A 20,718-nucleotide genomic window follows, 5' to 3' on the forward strand; every position below is an offset into this window, starting at 1 on the left:
AGGAATGCGAATCGGTGGCATCCGAGCCTGGCGGAATGGCTTTGACCTCGGAATTGGACATTTCTCGTGGCCGGTGGCCGGCAGTATCGCAATGGGGGCAGTTGAAAGATGCGCTTAGCAGTGATCGGGACGGGGATTGCGGGCAATGCTGCGGCCTGGCTCCTGTCGAAGCGCTACGCCGTGACTGTGTACGAGCGCGAGCTGCGGCCTGGTGGGCACAGTCATACCGTTCGGATCGACTATGATGGCGAAGCCATTGACGTTGACGTCGGCTTCATCGTGTTCAACGAGCTGAACTACCCCGAGCTATCATCCCTATTCACGCATCTGGGGGTGAAGACCGTCGAGACGTGCATGAGCTTTGCGATGTCGGCCGATCACGGCCGCTTTGAATGGCGTGGGGGCGGCGAAGGCCTTGTGCAAACTGCCTGCGGTCTGTTCGCTCAACCGAGCAATCTGGCGTCGCCGTCATACCTTCGAATGCTGGCCGACATCCTGCGATTCAACAAGGAGAGCGTGGCCGACTTGCGCGCCGGCCGGCTCGACAAGATGACGCTCGGCGAATATCTGCAAAGGGGGTCATTTGGGGTTCGTCTGTTCCATAGTTATCTCGGACCGATGGGGGCAGCCATCTGGTCGTCCTCGGCGGCGGATATTCTGTCCTTTCCGGCGGAGAACTTCGTTACTTTTTTCGACAATCACAGGCTCCTGCACCTGGATCGCCCGCGCTGGCGCACCGTCGAAGGCGGCAGCCGGCGCTATGTCGACCAGCTCGCCGCTAAGTTCAAGGACCATATTCGGCTAGGCTGCGCAGTCACCTCCGTAACCCGAACGGAACACGGCGTGACCATTCGCGACAGCCGTGGCGGGATGGAGAGCTACGATGCCGTTGTGATGGCCTGCCACAGCGACCAGGCTCTGGCGGCGCTGTTGGACGCCGACGCGCAGGAGAAGTCCATTCTAGGCGCCATCCGCTACAGTCCGAATGCTGTCTATCTGCATCGCGATCGCAGTCTGATGCCCAAGCGCCGTCAAGCATGGGCGTCCTGGAACTTTCTGCAATGGCGGCGACAAACACCGGTCGAGAACGACGCGGCCGTGACCTATTGGATGAACCGGCTGCAGGGCATCGACGAGCGCAAGCCTCTATTTGTCAGCCTCAACCCGCCGCGCGAGCCAGCCCCCAACCAGACATTTGCAAAATTCAATTTCGCTCACCCCCTCTACGATATGGCCGCATTCGCAGCCCAGCGGCGGCTTCCTGCGATTCAAGGTCGTCGCCGAACATGGTTCTGTGGTGCGTGGACGGGCTACGGCTTCCATGAAGACGGTCTGAGGTCCGGCATTCAAGTCGCGGAGGCCATGGGCTGTGCGCCGCCTTGGCGTCAGTCCACCTCATTGCCGGCGCAAGCAGCCGAGTAGTTGCGATGTTCGGATCGAGGCTGCCCAGAGGGAATGAGCCGGTCGCGCCGGTCGTGCTCTATCGGGGAAAGGTGATGCATGCGCGATGGCGGCCGGTGCAGCACAGATTCTCATACGAGGTGATGAGCCTTCTCATCGACTTGGACCGACTAGACGATGCAGATCGACAGTCGCGCCTGTTCGGAGTCAATCGAGCAGCAATCTTCAGCTTCCACGAGCGCGACCATGGAAACCGTGCGGGGGCAAAACTGGGCCAATACGCGCGGAAATTGGCGGTCGAGCGCGGCATCGACCTGTCGGGTGGCCGGGTTCTTCTTCTGTGTTATCCGCGGCTCCTGGGCTACGTGTTCAACCCCCTCTCGATTTACTTCTGCTATCGCGCCTCCGGCGAGCTCGTGCTGTTGATCTATGAGGTGCGAAACACCTTCGGAGAGATGCATTCCTACGTCCTGCCGGTGCTAGAGGCGGCCCGTGAGCGGGTGATCCGGCAAACCCAGGCTAAGGAGTTCTACGTCTCGCCTTTCATGGAGATGAGGACGCATTACCGCTTCAGCATCTCTCCGCCAGCGCGTCATGTGCGGGTCAGAATCCAGCAGAGGAACGAACAGGGTGCGATGTTTGCGGCCGCCTTTGTCGGACGACGGCGCCGGCTGACCGGTCCTCGACTTGTTGCGGCATTCTTTAGTCTGCCCTTTGTCACCCTTAAGGTGATGACCGCCATCCATTGGGAGGCGCTACGGCTTTGGATCAAAGGCGTTCCCTACGTGGCCCGGATGAAACAGGGCGGAATTTAGATCATGGACGTCATAGCCGATCACCAGACCGCGCGATTCGACGATGTGCCGTTCCTCGCCCGGCTCGCGCTGCGGCTTGCATCGCGACTCAGGTTCGGCAGCGTGCACGTGCGCCTTCCGGACCACAGGACCACGGTCTTGCGAGGGGTGGAATCAGGCCCGTCGGCCACGATTCAGCTCAACAATTATAGGTTCGCCCGCAGTCTGATCATGGGCGGCGACATCGGCATGGCTGAAGCCTATGTCAGGGGCGACTGGACGACGCCCGATCTCACGCAGCTTCTCTACGTGTTCTGTCTCAACGACGACCTCGTCGACAGCGCCTTTACCGGGAACATGCTGATCCGGCTCTGCCGCCGGATGCTTCACGGGCTACGCCGCAACACGCGAGGAGGGTCACGGCAAAATATCCATGCGCATTATGATCTCGGCAATGAGTTCTTCGCGGCATGGCTGGATCGAAGCATGACCTACTCGTCGGCTCTGTTCTCATCCGGGACCGCCGACCTTGCCGCTGCGCAACGGAACAAATACGAGCAACTAGCGAAGGACATCGATTTGCAGCAGGGCCAGACCGTCCTCGAGATCGGATGCGGTTGGGGAGGCTTCGCCGAATTTGCCGCGAAAACGTGCGGCGTCAGCATATTGGCACTTACCATCAGCAAAGAGCAGCACGAATTCGCGCGCCGGCGGATTCACGAAGCCGGGCTCGCCGAAATGGTCGAAGTCCGGCTGCAGGATTATCGCGATCAAACAGGTCAATTCGATCGCATTGCCTCGATTGAAATGTTCGAAGCCGTTGGCGAGCAGTTCTGGCCCGCATACTTTGATCAGCTGCATCAAAGGCTCAAGCCGGGCGGGCTGGCGGGTATCCAGACCATCACCGTCCAGGACGAACTCTTCGACAGCTACCGGCGCCGAGTGGACTTCATACAGCGGTACATTTTTCCCGGCGGCATGCTGCCTTCGGCCGCTATCCTGCGCTCGCTCGGCGAGCGTTTCGAGATTCCCATGATGCGTGAGCGCGTCTTTGGACAAGATTATGCAAAGACTATCGCAATCTGGCGAGCAAATTTCGGTCAGGCGTGGGCTGACCTGACCTCGCTTGGGTTTGACGAGCAATTCCGGCGACTTTGGGAATACTATTTGGCTTACTGTGAGGCGGGGTTTAAGGCCGGAAAGATCGATGTCCGCCAATTGGTCTTTGCGCGTCGAGGTTAGAACCTCATGGGCGGGTTGATAGCTGTTCTTGGCGACAGTCTTGGTTCCCTTTGCACGGCAGTCTTTAGCGCTGGCGGATCATTACTCGAAGGAGAGATGGGTTGAATTTGTTTGCGCTTCTGGCGCAGCACTTCTCGCTCTTCTCTGAAGCGCAGTTTCCAGCTCATCGCGGTGAGCAGATCCGACGACTTGGATTTGTGCTGAGACCTGCTTACGCTCGCGGGAATAGCGCGCTGTCGTGAGCGTCGAAAGAACCTATGTGCACAACAAGGATCGTCGCGGTTTGGTCCGACCGTAGCGGACTCGCTCCGGAATAACCGAGTACATGTCTTTCCTTCGCCAGAGGGCGAAGCCGCGCAGGTACGTCGACTGGACTGCCGCAATTCGCGCCGCGAGGTCAGCGAGCGTTGTGCGATAGGCTCGTGTGTCATGTTGCAACCAACAGAATGCCGCCGTTCCAACGGCGGCATTCGCCCGCCGTGCGTTTACTTCAGCTTGTATGTACCGGCTTGGCTCAAAGGCACTGAGATAGATTGCATTGCGCCTATCAAGGTTAACTATCGATCCAGCTTCGTTCATGTCCCGCTCAATACTATGCTGAGGAAAACTCCTTGGTAGGGTGGCCTCACACCATGGACACGCTCGAAACGATTGGGGTCATAGCCGTCTCTTTCGCCCCGTTTCTGGTCTCGCTTGGAGCGGTCCTCTCCGTTGGAGGGCCCCGCAAATGGCCATTCTTCTCATACGCGTGTTCGTTTGTAGCTGGCTTGGTGGCCGGAAAGGGTTACGGTTTTCTGCTGTGGTCCATTTGCTGGATCCTTGCGTGGGGATTTGCCGTGATTGCCCTGAAGAGGCGTGGGGTTCACTTGATCCGAACCTCTTCACCGGAAGATGGAGCTTCGCCACAGGATTATGAAGCAGCTCCCGGTCCCGAACAAGGATCGCATCAGCTAGAGAAGGATGCCGGGCCCGCAGCGCAGCGCTAGTCCATTGGACGGCGCCTGGTGGCCGGGGGCATAACCGGATGCGCCAGGTCCAGCGCGATGAGATTAGATTGAATCACCACCGCGCTTTGGGTCATTGTTTGAGCATGATCTTTTCGGAAAACCGCCCCACACTTTTCCTCTAGCGAGGGGCATTCAGTGATTGATTGCAATGTTACGGCGTCCATCGATCATGCGTTGCACGAGGTCCAGGCCGCGCGGCGTGACCTGACCATAACCGCCTTCTGCATGCGGCAGGCAGAAATGCTTCGCAGAATAGATCGAGCGAAAGCCAGACTCGCTGATCTGGTGCAGTCCCGGGACGGCGGAGCAAACCGAGCCGAGAGTTCCTGTGTTGTGACGATTTCCGAATCCTGCCCGCTCCATCGCTGGGGCTGGGGGCTGATTTAGCGATGGAGCGGGAGTCTCGGACTTCGATCGAACCAGCGCGGAAACCGACCGCATCCTAGACGCGCTTAATTGCAGTTGCGATTCTGGCCTGCTGGCGGCCGATGCATGGCACAATTCCGCAGCGGCTGCCTTTCGCAAAAAGCTATCGAGTGTTGCAGTCGAGCAATTTTCAAAGTCGCAATTACGCCCCAAGATCGTCGCTAGCCGGTCAGATTCGACCAGCGGGCGGACTGGCTAGGCCCGGCACACGTTTCGGCGGGGGCAGTGTGCCGGGTCGTCGCATTGCGGTGGAGACTTCGATGAAATCCATCGGTCGCCTTCGTTGGGACCCGACTATCAGGCGGGCCGCCTTTCCTGTCGGGACGGCGAGGCGTGTCCGGTCGGGGACCTGCTTGCCGACTGTAGCCAGGCAGAGCCTCGTACGCCATGCAGCATGGGACGGAACATAAGCGTTCACCTGCATTTTACGAATCGGGGAGCAACGCCCAACAAATCAATGCCAATCCGATGCAATTAAAGAGCAGCAAGCCAGTGAAGTTCATCCACCATGTTAGGGGATGCGCTGCGCGCCTGATCAGGCGGTTGCCGCGAGCTCGAAATGAGCCATCTCGGAACATGGAGAACGCCTGATAAGAACCGATGGTGAGCATCGCTAGGCCGAACGCGACTAAGATTGGCATCATTTCCTGGCCCCCAGCAATGCTTTCAGCTACCCGCGATGTAGAGGGGTGCGCCGAGGCCTCAAGCAATGCTCTCTCATTCAAAAAGAAAGCCAAGCAACTTGCCACTTTTCCCGACTGGGTTCCAGTGAGCTTGGCTGTCAGATCAATGGCCTGGTCGGGGGCACACGATCGTGCCCCGTGGCGTGGTGTAACTGACAGCAGGCCACCGCCAATTTTCCGGCGGGTCGGAAGGCATCAGCCTGCCACGGCGGGCAAGCCGACGATGGGATCATCGCTCAAGGGAGCGATGGTTTCCAGCGTCATGTAGCGGGCGCGCTGGACGGCCCATTCGTCGTTCTGTTCGAGCAGGATCGCACCGACGAGGCGGACAATGGCGTCCTCGTTTGGGAAGATGCCGACCACCTCGGTCCGCCGCTTGATCTCACCGTTGAGGCGCTCGATCGGATTGGTCGAATGCAGTTTGGCACGGTGCGGAGCCGGGAAGCTCATATAGGCCAGCACGTCGGGCTCGGCGTCATCCATGAAGGCGGCGAGCTTTGGCAGTTTGGGACGGAGCTGATCTGCGACCTTGCGCCATTGCGTCCTGGCCGCTTCGGCATCGTCCTGGGCGAAGGCGGTGGCGATGAAGGCGGAGACGACGCGCCGGCCGCTCTTGCCAGCATGTGCCAGGACGTTGCGCATGAAGTGGACGCGGCAGCGCTGCCAAGCGGTATTGAGCACCTTACTGACGGCGGCCTTGATGCCCTCATGCGCATCGGAGATCACGAGCTTGACGCCGCGCAGCCCGCGGCGGGCGAGCTTGCGCAAGAACGCGGTCCAGAACGTCTCGGCCTCGGAGGGGCCGATATCCATGCCCAGGATCTCGCGCCGGCCATCGCTGTTGACACCCACTGCGACGATCACCGCGACCGAGACGATGCGCCCCTGCTGGCGCACCTTCACGTAGGTGGCGTCGATCCACAGATACAGCCAGTCGCCCTCGATCGGGCGGGCGAGGAAGGCCTTCACTTTGTCGTCGATCTCACCGCACAGCCGGCTCACCTGGCTCTTGGAGATCCCGCTCATGCCCATCGCCTGCACGAGGTCGTCGACCGAGCGGGTCGAGACGCCCTGCACATAAGCTTCCTGGATCACGGCGGTCAGCGCCTTCTCGGCCATCCGGCGCGGCTCCAGGAAACCCGGGAAGTAGCTCCCCTTGCGCAGCTTGGGAATGCGCAGCTCGACGGCCCCGGCGCGCGTCTCCCAGCTCCGATCGCGGTAGCCGTTGCGCTGGGCCAGGCGCTCGGCGTTCTTCTCGCCGTAGGCCGCGCCGGTCAGCCCGGCGACCTCCAACTCCATCAGCCGCTGGGCGGCAAAGCCAATCATCTCGCGCAGCAGGTCGGCGTCGGGGGCCTTCTCCACAAGCGCGCGAAGGTTCATCATCTCGTCGGTCATCGGTGGTTCCTCGAATCAGGTTGGTGTCAGCAACCCGACCCTACCGGCGAATTGCCGGTGACCACCGCAAAGCCGTCCACCCGCTACGGCGCTATTTGAGGGCGCGCGGGCGGACGGCTTTGCTCTACCGAGCTACACCATCACTGGGGACACGACCGGGCACACCTGTTGCGCGCCCTCATAAGTGCATTTCGTGCCCGGTGGCGAGCCGCAGATTTTGGTCACATTAGCGCGAGATACGCATTGGCCCCATGTTGAGCGCCAACCCGATCCGCCCTTACAGCCGCACCCTTGGCAGCGACACGCGTTATCGGGGTACCCTAGCACGGCTAAGGAGGACGCTTTTGGCATCGCTTGCCAACCCCACGCGATAAGCGCGAGCGCGGCTACAGCTGCTACCGGTACGAGGCGTCTCATGGAGGCACGGTAAGCGGTCAGCGCGCGGCTTTCTTGGGAGGGCGCGCCAAAAAATTGCTGATCTCGGCCAACCGTCAGTGAGCCATCACCACCAACACGCCCGCGATAAGCCTAGCTGGTTCGGCGCTTACTGTGCATGGACGGGCTGTGCTGGAGTGCCCGCAGTCCATCCTTGGGTCCTTTGCGCGAAGCGAAGGGCGCCAGGACCGGATCGCCTCACCCTGCGCGACGTCTTGGTTTGCCAAGGTGCGATCAATCGCAGCCAGACGAGCCCACGCCTCGCGAAAAGGCGAGCGGTTCGAGGTAGGCTGCGCCGGCCGCGGCGCGCTCTGCTTTGAGCTGTTGCAGATTCACGGTGTTTTCCTGAACTGGTCGATTCCAAGCGACTTCTCGAGCGGCGCCGGCATCGGCTTCTCAACGGGGCGGCGCTTGCCGCGGATCCTTTGGTTCAATAATGCGGAAATTCCAGTTACGCCGCGAGCGCCGTTTCGCGGACGCGACGTGCGGTTTCTTTCTTGATGTTCCAGATCGGGCTTAGAACCCTCAGGACCAGCTCGGTATCGACGGCTGGAACAGCAATGTGACCGATAGTCGGATAAGCATAATCACCGAGGCTGTTTGATCATTGCTGCCGGTGCTTTTCGTTTTTCCAAGCGGTCTCCTTGCCGCTGATGTACCGCTTGGCGTAAGCCTCGAAGGTGATCGTTCCCGCTGCTTCTGCCTTCGCCTTCGCTCGATCCTCCTTGCGATGTTCGATCGGATCTTTGTTGTTTCGGACCAGAGCCCGAGCGGCGCTGGCGCCTTCGCGCGCCTGTGCCAAGCTCACGTCCCTCAGAGGACCGAGCCCCATGAGCCTTTCCTTGCTGGTTTTGGGTGACTTGAAACGGAAGATCCAGCTTGCCTTCCCGTTCTTGTCGAGGTCCAGGCGAAGTCCGTCGCCGTCAGACAGACGGTCGCCCGGTTTTGCGTTTTTGACCTCTTTCGCTTTCAGGATTTGGTGCATCTACCACTCCGGGTGTCCGCCTAAACCCACATCCCAACCCACGGCCATAGCGTGGCTATGGTCTTGCAGCGTCGGACGTCATCGAACAGAAATGTTCGAAAAGCGCTTTTAGATCAAGTACATGTTCGACGCGGAAAGACGGATTAGGACTAGCAGGGAGCGGAAGGGGTGTCTGTCAACCTCGCTGAAATTGCTCGTCTTTTTCGCTCGCGCCGAGAACAATCTACGGTCCTAACTACGGACTTCCCTAGCGGCTTCCTGACCGTAGTTTTTGGCCAATTCCAGCAATGCGCCGCGCTCCAAGGGCAGGGCGCTTTCCTCCGCCAGATCCCTGCAGATGCGCTCCATGCGCGCGAGCTCGTCGATGTCGTGCTGATGCTCCCCATGCCGCCGATCAGACTCCGGCGCCCCGCTCAGGTCAAGGACGGCCCGCGTAAGGAGCCTTCGACGGCGACACGCGTTAAGCACCAGAGCAGGAGGACGGAGGCGGTTATGAGTACCATCCCCCTAGACCTTGAACGAAGGTTCGAACAGCGCTGGGCCGCCCGATTTCCGCCGTCGGGGGTAGCGGTTGCAACTCGGTGGGATCGGCCTGAAAAGCATGATCAACAGCTGGCCACGCCCAGAAAGGGCAAACGAAAAAATCGCCAAGCGAACTTAGCTCGTTCAAGTTCAATGCCAGCGGCGTGAGCGCGGGACCGAAGTCCACGTGTTGTTGATTTGAGTCTCGCCTGCGCCAGGTTTCGATGGCGGCATGCCTCGCTCTGCTCGAGGCCACACACCTACGCACGCCGACGGCCGGCCCCTCAAGATCACGTTCCGAAAAGATGCGCGAGATGGGCCTGCGCGGCGTCCTGGTCTACCATTGCGGCCATCACATCGCGTTGCGCGCCAATCGGTGGCCTCATGATGTCCGCCTGTCTGATGTCGAGCGCGGTTCGTCTGCGGCTCATGCGGCAGCCGAGGATCTGATGTCAGGCCCGATTTCTACAGCGGCAGGCCGCCCACCAGCGTCGCGCGGGTGAACCGCAAGTGAATGTTCCGTTCAATGGCCGTTCCGCCTTAGCGTCCTATAAGCATCGTCGCAGGAACTCGCTTCCGTGCCCTTCGTTACAGATCGACCAAGAGGGAGAGAAACGGTGCTTATCCAAGCTGTAATTCTGTCGTTGGCCGCATTTGGACCGTTGCCGGCCGCGCCAGCCCAGGACACTCAAGTTCAACAGATCCAATTCCACGGAAGAGACGGCGCGTGTCCGGATGGCTACGACTTCAATTATTCGAACGGTCGCTGCTTCCCTAACGATTATCACGCCCCCGGCGCCTACGCTCGACAACGTTACGTCCAACCTCGCTACGGCTACCGCGACGACTATTACCGAGATCGCCGGGATCGGTACGCGCCAAGATATTACGAACGCGACTAGGTGAAGGCCCGCCAGCGTGAACCGGCGTTCGCCCGGTCACCGCCCGGGGGTGACCACCCGGTGACTGGCGCCGCGATCGAGGTATGAGCGCGGACCGAAGCCCGCCCCTTATGCTAGCGGTCCTGCTCCTCATAGGCATCAGCCATTTCAAACAACATCGCAGCGAGGCCCCGTTTGCGTGCAGCGGTCGCTACCGACTGGTCCCCGTCCTGGTGAGGCCGGGGGGTGGACTCCAATTTGAGCGCGTCCGCAATGTATTGCGCGGCCTGGCGTCGATAGTCGTCAATCAGTTCCTGGAACATCGGTGAGCCCCGAAGACGATTCATGGTCCGACTACCAAGCTAACCAAGATGCGCCGGTCGGAACTATGCCGCGCTTGCCACACTGATCCGAATTCGGTGTGGGACCGACCGCGCCCTAACGCGATGCTCTCTCGCGCGCAGCATTCAGGTCCGCTTTTGTTCCAGGGATTGCTGCTCCATCGGCGGGCCCTCGACTTGGGGGCGGCTCATTGAGGTCCCGCGGCCATGGCGCGCTGGCACGCGCTGCTGATGGCGTCGGCTGACTTGCGCAAGCTGAGACGAGAAGACCTACAAGGGTCAGCGAACCTGCCCACGTCATCGCCTGGATGCGCATGCCCCATCCAACCGACTGCCCGAAGAATCGATCCCCGATAGTTTAGGCGAATTCGGAGGATAGGCGCGCCAGCGTGAACCGGCGGGATTTCTGAAAATCATGCGCTCGTGGCCCGGCGCGGTTCTTGTCCGGTGATCGCGCGCCGGGCCTAACCATTCCCCGCTTCCCCCGTGAGGTTTGGCTAAGCTGAGGATAAAGCGATTCTCGAACACCTTATACTTGTTTGTGCAAGCCCCAGAACGCGATCAGCAGAAGGGCGATGGCCCCATTCCGAGCAATAAGAGAACGGTTTCCAGCATGACGAATCAAGCTCCGTTCTCGTGGAGGGTACACCGACGAAAACTCGCCTAATAGCCGCTCGTGAAGTCCATATGTGCCTGAAACACACGAGCCAGCGTGAAGCGGCGGTACAAGCCAATCGCGATCCACCACGCTCGCACCGCGCGAGTGTTGGCGATAGGCCTAGATTTCCGATTGAGGCGTGGTTCCTATGTCGGGAAGGGGACCGACGGCTCGCGCAGCGGTTGATATTCGCGTTGCGGGAATTTTCGGCAATCGGCGCTAAGTCTGAAGAGACGTCGTTGCCTCGGGCTGAGGATCTGTCGTTGAAGCGGGAATTAACGGAATTCCGCAGGCTTGAGCGGATATGCAGAGAACACGCCGTCATTGCTTCCTGTGACCTTGAGCGGGAGGGCCTGCTTAAGGTGGCTGAGTATTATCGGAACGCCATCGAAGCTCTGGAACGACGGCAGGACTCCCGCAAGTAGATTTCCCAAGTCGGCCGGTCGACGGACCGATGCCACTTTTCCACCTAGGACGCGCAGTATAGTGCTTCTGTGGACGCGGGCTGTTCCGCGCCTCGCCGCGACGAGGGCCGGCTACCCGGAATTCAGCTCGGGCGCGCCGTGGCAGCGACGTCTGTGTTCTATTTTCACTCGTACATCGCGCTGTCCTATTTCAATCCGGGTGCGCTCTACACGTGGGATTGGCTGGCGTATCGTAGAGCGAGCGGTGTCGACCTGTTCTTCGCGATCAGCGGGTTCATCGTCTGCTACATCACCGCAAAGCCGGATTTTTCGCCGGCGACCTTCCTGGCCAAGCGCTTCTTCCGCATTTATCCGGCGAACGCGATCGCCACGCTGGCGCTGGTCGCAATCGTGGCGGCCGGCGTCAAATGGCTGGACCGGAGAAAGGAAGCGCCGGAGCCATTTCAGACTATTGCATCCGGCACCACCCAAGCCTGACCCGGCCACGAGCACGCCGCCTGTCAGCTTCTTCCCGCTGCAAGTGTGAACCGGCGGTCTGTTCCGCTGGCGAGAGGCAGCATGACGACGAGCAGGTTCTCAGCCGCGGCTTTCATTTCCGCATGAAGAACTACCAGTTCTTGGCGTGCCGCCTCGATGTTCGCCGCTGGCAGGTTCTCCGCCTCGGCTGCGAAGATCCAGGAGACAGCCTGTTCATACGCGCTGCGGGGACTATCACCCAACAATTCTGCGAATCGCGGACGCGGTTCCAACCAAGTAGACGCGAGACTTCGCTCGTGACAGACCTACGTAAAACAGTTCTGCCTTGGCCAACATCAACGCTCTCAAAATTGAAGAGGATAACTACGGGGGCCTCCTCAACGAAGCCACCACGTTGCGACGGGCCACCGCGATCCGCGTCTACGTCCATGCGGTCAAGCAGGCGACCATCGGAGATGGGATTGGTGGGACGACGGAGGAGATCGAGCGTGCAGTGGGCTCTTGCCGAAGCCGATCGGATCGATCCGGTCAAGAACGGTCGGTTTCTAAGGTCGATTACTTTCGTAGTTTTTGACCGTAGATTTCAAGGTCAGGATCAATAAGACAAGCGCTATCAAAGCAATTCGGAGGAGGGAGTATCCGTCAACAAAGTCGTGCAGCCTAGGCAGGGTGGGACCTCACCTGTCCGGCTTCTTGACCAGCCGAGTTGGGCGGATTCTCGGCCGTTCCAAACGTTCAGCGTATTGTTTTATGAGAGCTTGGAATTGTTTACTTTTCCGCCAGCGGCTGACATTTGATGGATCTACTTTGACTTGAGCTGCGACTGTCGCCGAACGAATAAGTTTGTTCTCTGCTATCAGGCTGGCCGCCTGCTCGCGTGCAACATAGCGAGCGAGTACTTTTGGTGATGGCGGAGACAGCCCTAATTGTAAGAAGATGAGCTTTTTTAGCCACGGTCCGGGCGGAGACTCCTTGTGAGCTCGCAGCAGGTCAAAGTCGACCCATGAGAGTAGTGTCTTAGAGACTGCTTTCCCGTGCCTTACAGCCGCGCCCTTGGCGCTCTTCGTGCGCTGAGCCTCTCTAACCAGCCAAGCCGATACGGCCTCAGCGACTGTTAACGGCAGGATGTCCGTTGTTTCGCGCGGAATCTGTTCCTCATTGCCGGAGCCTATGGAGAATTTGTAGTCGTCCGTGAAGAGTGGCTAAGCGATTGAGCTAGAATCGCATTTGTCGTTGTGGACTGTTTTGCGTTTGCAGGGGTTTGATGCTTCGGGCGTCGGAACCTTGCAATTTCATTTTCAGGATTCCGTCGAATCGCCAACCATGATTCCGTCATCACATCGGAGGTGGCGATGCGACCGAAGAAGCACAGGACGACGGGATCGGGCGATCTGTTCCGGGCCAGGCTGGACCAAATCATCAATATGAAGCACGAGCTGGTTCAGCTCGCCGGCAAGGTCGATTGGGACTGGATCGACGGCGAGATCGCGCCGCTCTATAGCGAGAATGGTCGGCCCGGGATCGCGAGCCGCTTCATGATCGGGCTGTTGCTGCTCAAGCACATTTACGGGCTGTCCGATGAGGGGGTGTGCGAGCGCTGGGTCCACGACCCATATTTCCAGTACTTCACCGGCGAAGAGTTCTTCCAGCACGCATTCCCGCACGAGCGCTCGGACCTGAGCCACTGGCGCAAGCGGCTCGGCGACAAGCTGGAGCTGTTGCTGGCCGAGAGCTTGCGGGTGGCACACGAGGCCGGCGCGTTACGCAGCCAGGACATCAAGCGGGTCACAGTCGATACCACCGTGCAGCCGAAGGCGATCACCTTCCCGACCGATGCCAAGCTCTTGCACGCGGCGATCAAGGGGCTCAACCGTCTGGCGAGGAAGCACGGGGTCAAGCTGCGGCAGTCCTATCTGCGCATTGCCAAAACCGCGACAATGATGGCGGGACGCTACGGCCATGCCAAGCAATTCAAGCGGCATCAGCGGCAGTTGCGCATCCTGCGCAGCCGACTGGGCCGGATCATCCGCGATATCCGCCGCAAGATCGAAGGTCAGGCTGTGCTTGAGAACACGTTCGCCCTCCCGCTCAGCCGGGCCTCGCAGATCCGCTCGCAGCAGCAGCGCCAGCGCGGCTTCAAGCTTTATTCCTTCCACGCCCCGGAGGTGGAGTGCATCGGCAAGGGCAAAGCAGCCGCGCCTTACGAGTTCGGCGTCAAAGCCTCCATCGTCACCAACAACCGCCGTTCTCCCGGGGGCCTGTTCGTGCTGCACGCCAGGGCGCTACCCGATAACCCGTACGACGGTCACACCTTGCGGGACGTCATCGACCGCACCGAGACACTCACCGGCTGCGCGATCGAGCGGGCCTATGTCGACAAGGGATACCGCGGCCACGACGCACAAAATCCCCGACGGATCTTCATCTCCGGCCAGAAGCGCGGCGTCTTCGGTGTCATCAAGCGCGAGCTGCGCCGCCGCTCCGCCATCGAACCCATCATCGGACACCTGAAGGCCGATGGTCACCTCGGCCGCTGCTACCTCAAAGGCCGCGCCGGCGATGCGGCTAACGTCATCCTCTCAGCCGTGGGCCACAACTTCCGCCGCATCCTCGCCTGGCTCAGAGAACTCTTGTGCCTCATCCTGCTCCAGCTATGGCGCACGTTCGGCCGTCCCGCCCCGCTCAATTCGCCTTCTTAACGGACGACTTTCGACAAGAATGGTTCTGACACCGTTGCTGGCGATGCGGTCGAGCATCGCTGCAAAACCCGGCCGCTCTGCGATGGGGCCTGCACCGCTGACCACGGCATCGTAAAACTCGCCAACGAGCTCGTACCCGTTCGCATTGGCGAAGCGTTCGATAGCGGCGCGCTGTCGGCGGTCACTATCCTTGTCAGCGCCCACGTTTGCCGCGGATGAAGTGCGTAAATATGCAATAGCTTCCGGCCTTTTTGTGTTTCGGCGCATTGAGTTAGCTCCCATCTCTGTACGGATTTCTTGAGAAATCCTGCTCGTCGGCGGCGCGTGAGGTTCAAGCGTTGATTGCGCCACGAGGTCAAGGTTTGAGGCGAGGGTGGGGAGGCAGCAGCGGATGTCGGCGGATCACCGCTCCTCCAACCTAAGTTCACTATCGATCTGATCTTAAAGCTTAATTCTGCAGGCGCAGCCTGATCACGATGTCTAATCTACGGTGGTGAGCTACGCTTGTGGTCCGAATGTGGAGGCATTTCGGAAATATCGACTCTGCCCGGCGGGGCTTCGGCCGATTCAAGGAGCTCACCCGCTATGCCCGAAGCGATCTACGGCTGTGATGGTCGCTCTAAGGCACGTTCCTCGGCTGCAAGCGCCGTAGGGGCTACTGCAGCAGAACCGGCATATTCAGCGGTCCGCGGAAACCAAATCCATGCCAGCGAACGCTTATTGGATCGAGCAAGGTCATGTTTGGAAAGCGCTCGAACAGCAGGGGTAGGAGGATGTCGCCAATCGTTCGTCGCGAAAGGTGCGCGCCCGCGCAATGATGCGGGCCATTGCCAAAGGCCTGGTGAGGATTGGGCTCGCGAAGGGCATTATAGTTCTCGCCGTCTGGGACGATGTCTTCATCCCGGTTGGCAGAAGCCTGGATTGTCATAACGGTGTCGCCCTTCGGAATGAAGTAGTCTCGAATCTCCGTGTCCTCCGTTACGAGCCGTGAACTAGCCTGGATCGGCGCCACCCATCGGATTCCTTCCTCGAAGGCGGCCCGCCACTTGCCCTCCGCGCGCACGGCCTCGAGCTGATCGCGGTTGGTCAGCAGGCCGTAGAGCACAGTTAGCAGGGCGTCACGCGGCTCGTTGATGCCGCCGCCGATGGCGATTTTCACATTGGCGATAATTTGGCTTTCCGGAATAGGGTTCTTGGCATTCACCATGAAGGAGAGGGCGGAGGAGTCCGGCTCGCCCCGCACCCGTTCGGCATTCGCCCTGATACATCTATCCATCTCCGCGTTTGCAATGTCGGTTGCCTGGAAAGGCCCGGGAGTCCAACCGAAATTGCCGGCGCCATCGATCAGCATCTGCGACCATCGCTGCATGTCCTCATCGCTCGCATCCGGAACGCCCATTGCATGCGCCAACATCCGCGCAGCGAGAGGCCCCGCCAGCGCGGGAAACAGGTCAACGACCTGGCCGCGCGGCAACCGGTCGAGATACGCCTCCGCTAGGTCCTCATAAAGCGCGGCCCAGACGGATTCGATCGTCTTCGGCATTAGCGCCGGCATCATAGCCATGCGTTCGGTCCGGTGCTCGTCGTGGTCCTTCCGCATCAGCGTATGAGCCAGAAAGGCCCGCTTCATGGGCGTGTTAGGATCATCGGAGCTGAATATAACTGGATTATCTTTGACCCACTTTGTGTCGGCGGCCTTGGTAAGAAACGTCCGGCCCACTGACTTTACCCGCAACACGGGAGCTTCGCGCCTCAGGCGCTTGTAGATCGGATAGGGATCACGAACGAGGTCCGAGATGCTGATCGTCTCATCCAAGGGGCTCAATCGGGCAGTCGACATGACGGTCATCCGTGCTGGCAGCGCTATGGGCTAAACTTTCTTCAGCGATGGTCGTTCACGCGCAAATGGCAAATGATGGAGCGGTTCCTTGAGGAAAGCGGGAACGGTTGCCGCAGCGCAATCGCCAGTACCACGGCGGCGTTCGGAACGCTTTGCGATCCGGGCGGTTGCGCGAGATCTCAAAGCAGTAACCATGCGCGCGCTATGCTAGCACATGTGGTTTGACATGTGGGATGATCCGCGACCTACAGCCGCCGATCGCTGCCGCATCCCACGGCCGCGCATATGTCGGTTGTCAGGGGTAGACCGGCCCTAGCTTAAACCGGGCAAAACCGTCGCGATTGACCCGAAGCGGACAAACGGCTGATGTCTGCGCTGATAGAGCGGACTGTACGCTTGAGGAGCATTATGCCGGCACCGCGGTTGAGTGTTTGCAGTGCGCGAGAAATCAAAAAAGCTTTGAGCTGTGGTTCGTCGGGGAGCGCAAGCAACCGTCGCGGTCAAATCCCGGACCCGTCTGCCATCCAAGCTTACGTTGCGAGCTCTTCCAAGGTTGCCCTGGCTTCTCGCAGAATCGGCGTGTCCAACCCTTCCGTGAACGAGTTGTAGATCGGCGCGAGGAGATCGCGGGCTTTGTCGCGTTTGCCCTGGGCTACCCACAGCCGCGCAAGAGACGCAGCGGCGCGCAGTTGGTAAGTTCTGGCATTCTGCTTCTGTGCGACAGCAAGGGCGCGCTCAAAACAGAGCTCCGCTTCGGCCAGCTCTGACCGCCGGTGCGCAAGCAGCCACTCTCCTTTCCGACGGTGCAGTTCCGCCTCGACGAAACGCTCGTTCCTGGTTTCGGCAATGTCCAGCGCCTCGGTCAGCAGGTCAAATGCCTCATCAGGCCGACCCGCATGTTCGCAGCAGTTGGCGAGCAGGCTGAGGTCCCAAGTCTCGAAGATCAATGCACCCGTTGCTTTCATACCTTCATAGCCGTTGCGGGCGAGCGCCAGTCCTTTCTCCGCTTCGCCGCGTGTCACAAGCACGTGACCGCGCAGCATTGTGCAATGTGCCAACCAAAATAGAAATCCTTGCTGCGTCGCAATTGCAATCGCTTCCTCCAGCGGGTCGAAGGCAGCCTTCTCATCGCAACGGAAAAGATGCAGGGCAGCCGCATGCCACAGCGCATAAGCCAGGCTGTGCGAGTGGTGCAAAGTTCGACCCCAGAGCACCGCCTGCTCGGCCCGCGACAGTGCCTGGTCCTGGTGGCCAAGCATGAAGAGGTTGAGGGCCAAGAAGCTGAGCGCGCTTACCTTGCCGTCGGTCGTAACGCCTGGAAGGGGCCGGTACGTTTCGGAATCATAGATGGCAAGGACGCGCTCCTGACGATGCCTGGACGAGGCAAAATCTCCCAAAAAATGCAGGGAGAGACCCATGACAAGATGACCAGCCAGCGTTGCACGCGAGTCATCCTGTTTGCCGGAGAGACGTAACAATTTCTCAGCGCACTCCCGCGCTGCAATGTACTCGCCTCGCGTGGTGTGAAACGAGCCTTGTCCGTGAAGCACGTACGTGAGAGTGGCGGCGTCGCCAAGCTGGGCGCACAGTGCGTGGGCGCGAGCATAGGCTCGGCCTGTTTCGGGTGCCGCATATCCTTTGGAGGCGGACACGGTTAAACCGAGGGCCACCTGGAGTGGAAGTTCTTGCCGCCCGCGTTCGAGGTCGTTCGGCAGGGTTGATAACAGCTCCAACCCCTTCTGCAACTGCACCACCGCCTCGGTCACGGCCCCGCGTGCGATCGCTTGTTCGCCCGCCTTAAGCTGGTAGCGCACAGCCTTGTCGACCAGGCCAGCCTCCGCACAATGCCGCGCCAATAGATCAGGCTGCGTTTCCACGATTTCTGCAAATTGCCCCTCCAGGACTTCGCTGATGCGATGATGCAGCTGCTGCCGTTGGCCGCGTAACAAAGTGCCGAGGACAGCGTCCTGCACAAGCGCGTGTTTAAAGGTGTACTCCGCGTTGGGGGCAGCTCCCCGCTGGAACATCAATTCGGCGCTAACTAATTGTGCGAGAGCCTCATCGATCTGTTGCTGCGGGATCTGCGCAATCGCGCTGATTAATTCGTGAGAGAACGAACGACCAAGCGTCGCCCCGATCTGCACCAGCTCGCGCGTCTCAGGCAGACGATCCAGTCGGGCGAGAAGGGAGGCTTGCAGCGTCGTCGGGATTGACAGGGGTGTCGCCAGCTCCGTCAGCGCGGAGCGATCGCCGGCCTCGGCGACGACGCCACTTTCAATGACGGTCTTGGTCAGCTCCTCGATGAACAGTGGCACGCCATCGCTGTGGTCTATGATCTGGTCGGCGATCTTCGCAGGTAACTCCTTGCCGCCAGTCACGCCCGCGATCATTTCGGCACCTTGAGCGGGCGACAGGCGATTGAGCGTGAGAAAAGTCACCTGCGGGCGGCCGATCCAGGGAGGCACGAACTCCGGCCGAAAGGTGATGATCAGCAGGACCGGCAGGGCAGGCACGCGATCGACGGTCAGGTCCAATAGCTCCAGTGAAGTAGGGTCGATCCAGTGGACATCTTCGAACAACACGAGCACGGGCTCGCGTGCGGCTAGCCCCTCGAGCTGCGTCAACAGCGCCCGAAGCGTCTTCTCCTTCTGCTTTTGCGGGGTTAGGTCGAGCGGCGGATAGCGGTTGCCGGTCGGCACGGACAGCAGGTTCGCGATTAGCGGGGCAGCCTCACTGAGATCGTCGGTCGCGCGGGCAAGCATCGCCACAAGCTTGTCCAGCCGCTGCTCATGCGTGTCGTCGCGCCGAAATGCGGCCGCCCGTTGCAGTTGGGTGATGATCGGATAAAGCTCGCTGTCCTGGTGGTGGGGTGAGCAGAAATTTCGCAAGCGCGAATGCGGCCCTGCCTGAAGCCGCTCTTGCAGTTCTAGTGTCAGCCGAGACTTGCCGATCCCCGGCTCGCCCGACAGCAGCACTACGCGTCCGTCTCCTTTCGCCGCCTGCCGCCAGCGACGCATCAGCAGCTCGAGTTCTTCGTCCCGACCAGTCAGCGGCGTGGTGGGCGCGCGCAGTGCTTCGAAACGGCTGTCGACGCCGCTTGGCCCCTTTACCCGCCAGGCCGGAATTGGCTCGGAGAATCCGTTGAGCGCCATCCGGCCAAGGTCGTTGCAGTCGAACAGGTTGCCGACGAGTTGACGGGTGCTCGCCGCAATCAGAACAGTGTTGGGCTCGGCGACCCTTTGCAGGCCGCTGGCGAGTTGCGCAGCCTCGCCGATGATCCCCTGTTGATCCGCTCCGTTACCCAGGGAACCCCCGACCACGACCGGACCGGTGGCAACGCCGACGCGCAGCTCAAGCGGTCCGGCGCTGCCGAAATCGAGCCTGGAGACCGCTTCGACCAGTGCGAGACTGGCACGAACCGCACGTTCAACGTCGTGTTCATTCGCCTGTGGATGGCCGAAATACGCTAGAATTTCAGTCCCGGAGAGCCTCCCTACCGCACCGCCGGACCGGGAGATGATGGGCGTGCAGCAATGCTGGTAGGCCGTGATCAGTGCCTGCAGCTGCTCCGGATCAAGCCGGGCTGCGAGCGAGCTTGCGCCAGCAAGGTCGCAAACGAGAACGGTGACTTGTCGGCGCTCCGGCGCATGCGGCGGTGTCGGCGGTTCAATCTCGATATCACCGAGGGGGGTCGCAGCATCGGCGCATGAGGTCGTGCCCTGCCGTTGATTCCACTCTCGAAGAATTTCGCGGCGCAAAGCTTTGGTCGTGGTGTCCGGTTCGATCCCCAGCTCCTTTGCGAGCAGATCGGCGCAGGTGCGGTATTGGCGAAGCGCCGCGCCATGTCGCCCCTGCCGGGAATAGAGCTCCATCAGGGTGCGATGGACACGCTCTTGAAGGGGATCGGCCGCCAGCAGCCGGGCCGCCATGCGAATGCCGGGTTCGACCGCGCCCGTGGACAAATGATGGTCCAGCAGCCTGGTCATGGCTTCGAGCGCAAGTTCGCGAAATCGCTCACGTTCCGCCGTTACCCAGCTCTCGAACTCGGGTGCGCGAACCTGGAAGCCATCGAGAAGTTCGCCGCCGTAGAGTGCGATGGCCTGCTCCAGATGTTCGGCTCCTTCTTGCGCAACCAGCTCCGCGAACAGACTGGCGTCGGTGGTCAACGCCGATGGTTCAAAGCTGATTGTGTCTTCGTGAGCAATCAAAGCGCCTGGATCGACGTGCGACAGCGCCTTGCGCAGAAGGCTGAGCGCCTGTCGCAGGCTGTCGCGCGCCTGCACCTCGCTATGGTCGCCCCATAGCAGGGCCGCAAGTTTCGCCCGCGCTTGTGCCCGGCCCGGGTTCAGCGCCAGATAAGCTAGCAGCGCGCCGGCCTTCTTGGTCGACAACGGGACCGGCTCTCCGGGATCGGTCTGGAGCCGGAAACCGCCGAGAAGTGCGAGATTGACCTTCGCCATATCGGTCGCAACCTGGCTTAAGGGGCAAGAAACGCACCCCGGCCGAA

The 20,718-nt window shown here is 60.5% G+C and carries 14 protein-coding genes; 6 read left to right on the forward strand and 8 right to left on the reverse strand.

Going from position 1 to position 20,718, the window contains the following annotated elements; all coding sequences use genetic code 11:
* Positions 1-108 precede the first annotated feature (108 nt).
* Genes ACRQ5Q_RS21635 through ACRQ5Q_RS21645 form a run of 3 tightly spaced genes read left to right on the forward strand, consistent with a single transcriptional unit; the run spans position 109 to position 3,437 of the window.
* A complete protein-coding gene (locus ACRQ5Q_RS21635; protein WP_439392257.1) occupies positions 109-1,422 on the forward strand; it encodes an NAD(P)/FAD-dependent oxidoreductase in 1,314 nt (437 codons plus the stop codon).
* A 5-nt stretch (positions 1,423-1,427) separates the two neighbouring features.
* Positions 1,428-2,216, forward strand: coding sequence for a DUF1365 domain-containing protein (locus ACRQ5Q_RS21640; protein WP_439392258.1), 789 nt, complete (start codon positions 1,428-1,430; stop codon positions 2,214-2,216).
* A 3-nt stretch (positions 2,217-2,219) separates the two neighbouring features.
* Positions 2,220-3,437: a class I SAM-dependent methyltransferase gene (locus ACRQ5Q_RS21645; protein WP_439392259.1), complete on the forward strand. Its 1,218-nt coding sequence runs from the start codon at positions 2,220-2,222 to the stop codon at positions 3,435-3,437.
* Positions 3,438-5,748: 2,311 nt separating this feature from the next.
* Here the strand turns inward: ACRQ5Q_RS21645 and ACRQ5Q_RS21650 are convergent.
* From ACRQ5Q_RS21650 to ACRQ5Q_RS21665, 4 genes are all read right to left on the reverse strand, one after another.
* Positions 5,749-6,948, reverse strand: coding sequence for an IS256 family transposase (locus tag ACRQ5Q_RS21650; RefSeq protein WP_439392260.1), 1,200 nt, complete (start codon positions 6,946-6,948; stop codon positions 5,749-5,751).
* Positions 6,949-7,834: 886 nt separating this feature from the next.
* Positions 7,835-7,954 carry a hypothetical protein gene (locus ACRQ5Q_RS21655; protein WP_439399850.1) on the reverse strand — a complete coding sequence of 40 codons (120 nt, stop codon included), beginning with the start codon at positions 7,952-7,954 and terminating at the stop codon, positions 7,835-7,837.
* A 33-nt stretch (positions 7,955-7,987) separates the two neighbouring features.
* Positions 7,988-8,368 carry an Arm DNA-binding domain-containing protein gene (locus ACRQ5Q_RS21660; RefSeq protein ID WP_439392261.1) on the reverse strand — a complete coding sequence of 127 codons (381 nt, stop codon included), beginning with the start codon at positions 8,366-8,368 and terminating at the stop codon, positions 7,988-7,990.
* 1,537 nt (positions 8,369-9,905) lie between these two features.
* Positions 9,906-10,094: a hypothetical protein gene (locus tag ACRQ5Q_RS21665; protein WP_439392262.1), complete on the reverse strand. Its 189-nt coding sequence runs from the start codon at positions 10,092-10,094 to the stop codon at positions 9,906-9,908.
* A 1,239-nt stretch (positions 10,095-11,333) separates the two neighbouring features.
* Between ACRQ5Q_RS21665 and ACRQ5Q_RS21670 the strand changes: the two genes are divergently transcribed.
* The gene (locus ACRQ5Q_RS21670; RefSeq protein WP_439392263.1) at positions 11,334-11,672 is read left to right on the forward strand and encodes an acyltransferase family protein; all 339 of its coding nucleotides are present in this window, start codon (positions 11,334-11,336) and stop codon (positions 11,670-11,672) included.
* 23 nt (positions 11,673-11,695) lie between these two features.
* On the opposite strand, the gene ACRQ5Q_RS21675 is transcribed toward ACRQ5Q_RS21670, so the two are convergent.
* On the reverse strand, positions 11,696-11,914 hold the full coding sequence (locus ACRQ5Q_RS21675) for a hypothetical protein (RefSeq protein WP_439392264.1): 219 nt from the start codon (positions 11,912-11,914) through the stop codon (positions 11,696-11,698).
* A gap of 83 nt (positions 11,915-11,997) precedes the next feature.
* On the opposite strand from ACRQ5Q_RS21675, the gene ACRQ5Q_RS21680 reads away from it, so the two are divergent.
* The gene (locus ACRQ5Q_RS21680; protein ID WP_439392265.1) at positions 11,998-12,246 is read left to right on the forward strand and encodes a hypothetical protein; all 249 of its coding nucleotides are present in this window, start codon (positions 11,998-12,000) and stop codon (positions 12,244-12,246) included.
* 778 nt (positions 12,247-13,024) lie between these two features.
* Positions 13,025-14,371 carry an IS5 family transposase gene (locus tag ACRQ5Q_RS21685; RefSeq protein WP_060909953.1) on the forward strand — a complete coding sequence of 449 codons (1,347 nt, stop codon included), beginning with the start codon at positions 13,025-13,027 and terminating at the stop codon, positions 14,369-14,371.
* Here the strand turns inward: ACRQ5Q_RS21685 and ACRQ5Q_RS21690 are convergent.
* The 3 genes from ACRQ5Q_RS21690 to ACRQ5Q_RS21700 form a co-directional block, all read right to left on the reverse strand.
* Positions 14,324-14,653, reverse strand: a complete 330-nt coding sequence (locus ACRQ5Q_RS21690; protein ID WP_439399851.1) for a recombinase family protein — start codon at positions 14,651-14,653, stop codon at positions 14,324-14,326. The genes ACRQ5Q_RS21685 and ACRQ5Q_RS21690 overlap by 48 nt on opposite strands.
* A gap of 373 nt (positions 14,654-15,026) precedes the next feature.
* On the reverse strand, positions 15,027-16,211 hold the full coding sequence (locus ACRQ5Q_RS21695; RefSeq protein ID WP_439392266.1) for a cytochrome P450: 1,185 nt from the start codon (positions 16,209-16,211) through the stop codon (positions 15,027-15,029).
* Positions 16,212-16,741: 530 nt separating this feature from the next.
* Positions 16,742-20,671, reverse strand: coding sequence for a BTAD domain-containing putative transcriptional regulator (locus ACRQ5Q_RS21700; protein ID WP_439392267.1), 3,930 nt, complete (start codon positions 20,669-20,671; stop codon positions 16,742-16,744).
* Between the last annotated feature and the right edge of the window lie 47 nt (positions 20,672-20,718).

Source organism: Bradyrhizobium sp. PMVTL-01, assembly GCF_051861855.1.
Lineage (GTDB): Bacteria > Pseudomonadota > Alphaproteobacteria > Rhizobiales > Xanthobacteraceae > Bradyrhizobium.

What these genes read in the sequence shown, in the direction of transcription:
- ACRQ5Q_RS21635 (WP_439392257.1), top strand. Translation starts at nt 109, where the DNA reads ATGCGCTTAGCAGTGATCGGGACGGGGATTGCGGGCAATGCTGCGGCC.
- ACRQ5Q_RS21640 (WP_439392258.1), top strand. Translation starts at nt 1,428, where the DNA reads ATGTTCGGATCGAGGCTGCCCAGAGGGAATGAGCCGGTCGCGCCGGTC.
- ACRQ5Q_RS21645 (WP_439392259.1), top strand. Translation starts at nt 2,220, where the DNA reads ATGGACGTCATAGCCGATCACCAGACCGCGCGATTCGACGATGTGCCG.
- ACRQ5Q_RS21650 (WP_439392260.1), bottom strand. Translation starts at nt 6,948, where the DNA reads ATGACCGACGAGATGATGAACCTTCGCGCGCTTGTGGAGAAGGCCCCC.
- ACRQ5Q_RS21660 (WP_439392261.1), bottom strand. Translation starts at nt 8,368, where the DNA reads ATGCACCAAATCCTGAAAGCGAAAGAGGTCAAAAACGCAAAACCGGGC.
- ACRQ5Q_RS21665 (WP_439392262.1), bottom strand. Translation starts at nt 10,094, where the DNA reads ATGTTCCAGGAACTGATTGACGACTATCGACGCCAGGCCGCGCAATAC.
- ACRQ5Q_RS21685 (WP_060909953.1), top strand. Translation starts at nt 13,025, where the DNA reads ATGCGACCGAAGAAGCACAGGACGACGGGATCGGGCGATCTGTTCCGG.
- ACRQ5Q_RS21690 (WP_439399851.1), bottom strand. Translation starts at nt 14,653, where the DNA reads ATGGGAGCTAACTCAATGCGCCGAAACACAAAAAGGCCGGAAGCTATT.
- ACRQ5Q_RS21695 (WP_439392266.1), bottom strand. Translation starts at nt 16,211, where the DNA reads ATGTCGACTGCCCGATTGAGCCCCTTGGATGAGACGATCAGCATCTCG.
- ACRQ5Q_RS21700 (WP_439392267.1), bottom strand. Translation starts at nt 20,671, where the DNA reads ATGGCGAAGGTCAATCTCGCACTTCTCGGCGGTTTCCGGCTCCAGACC.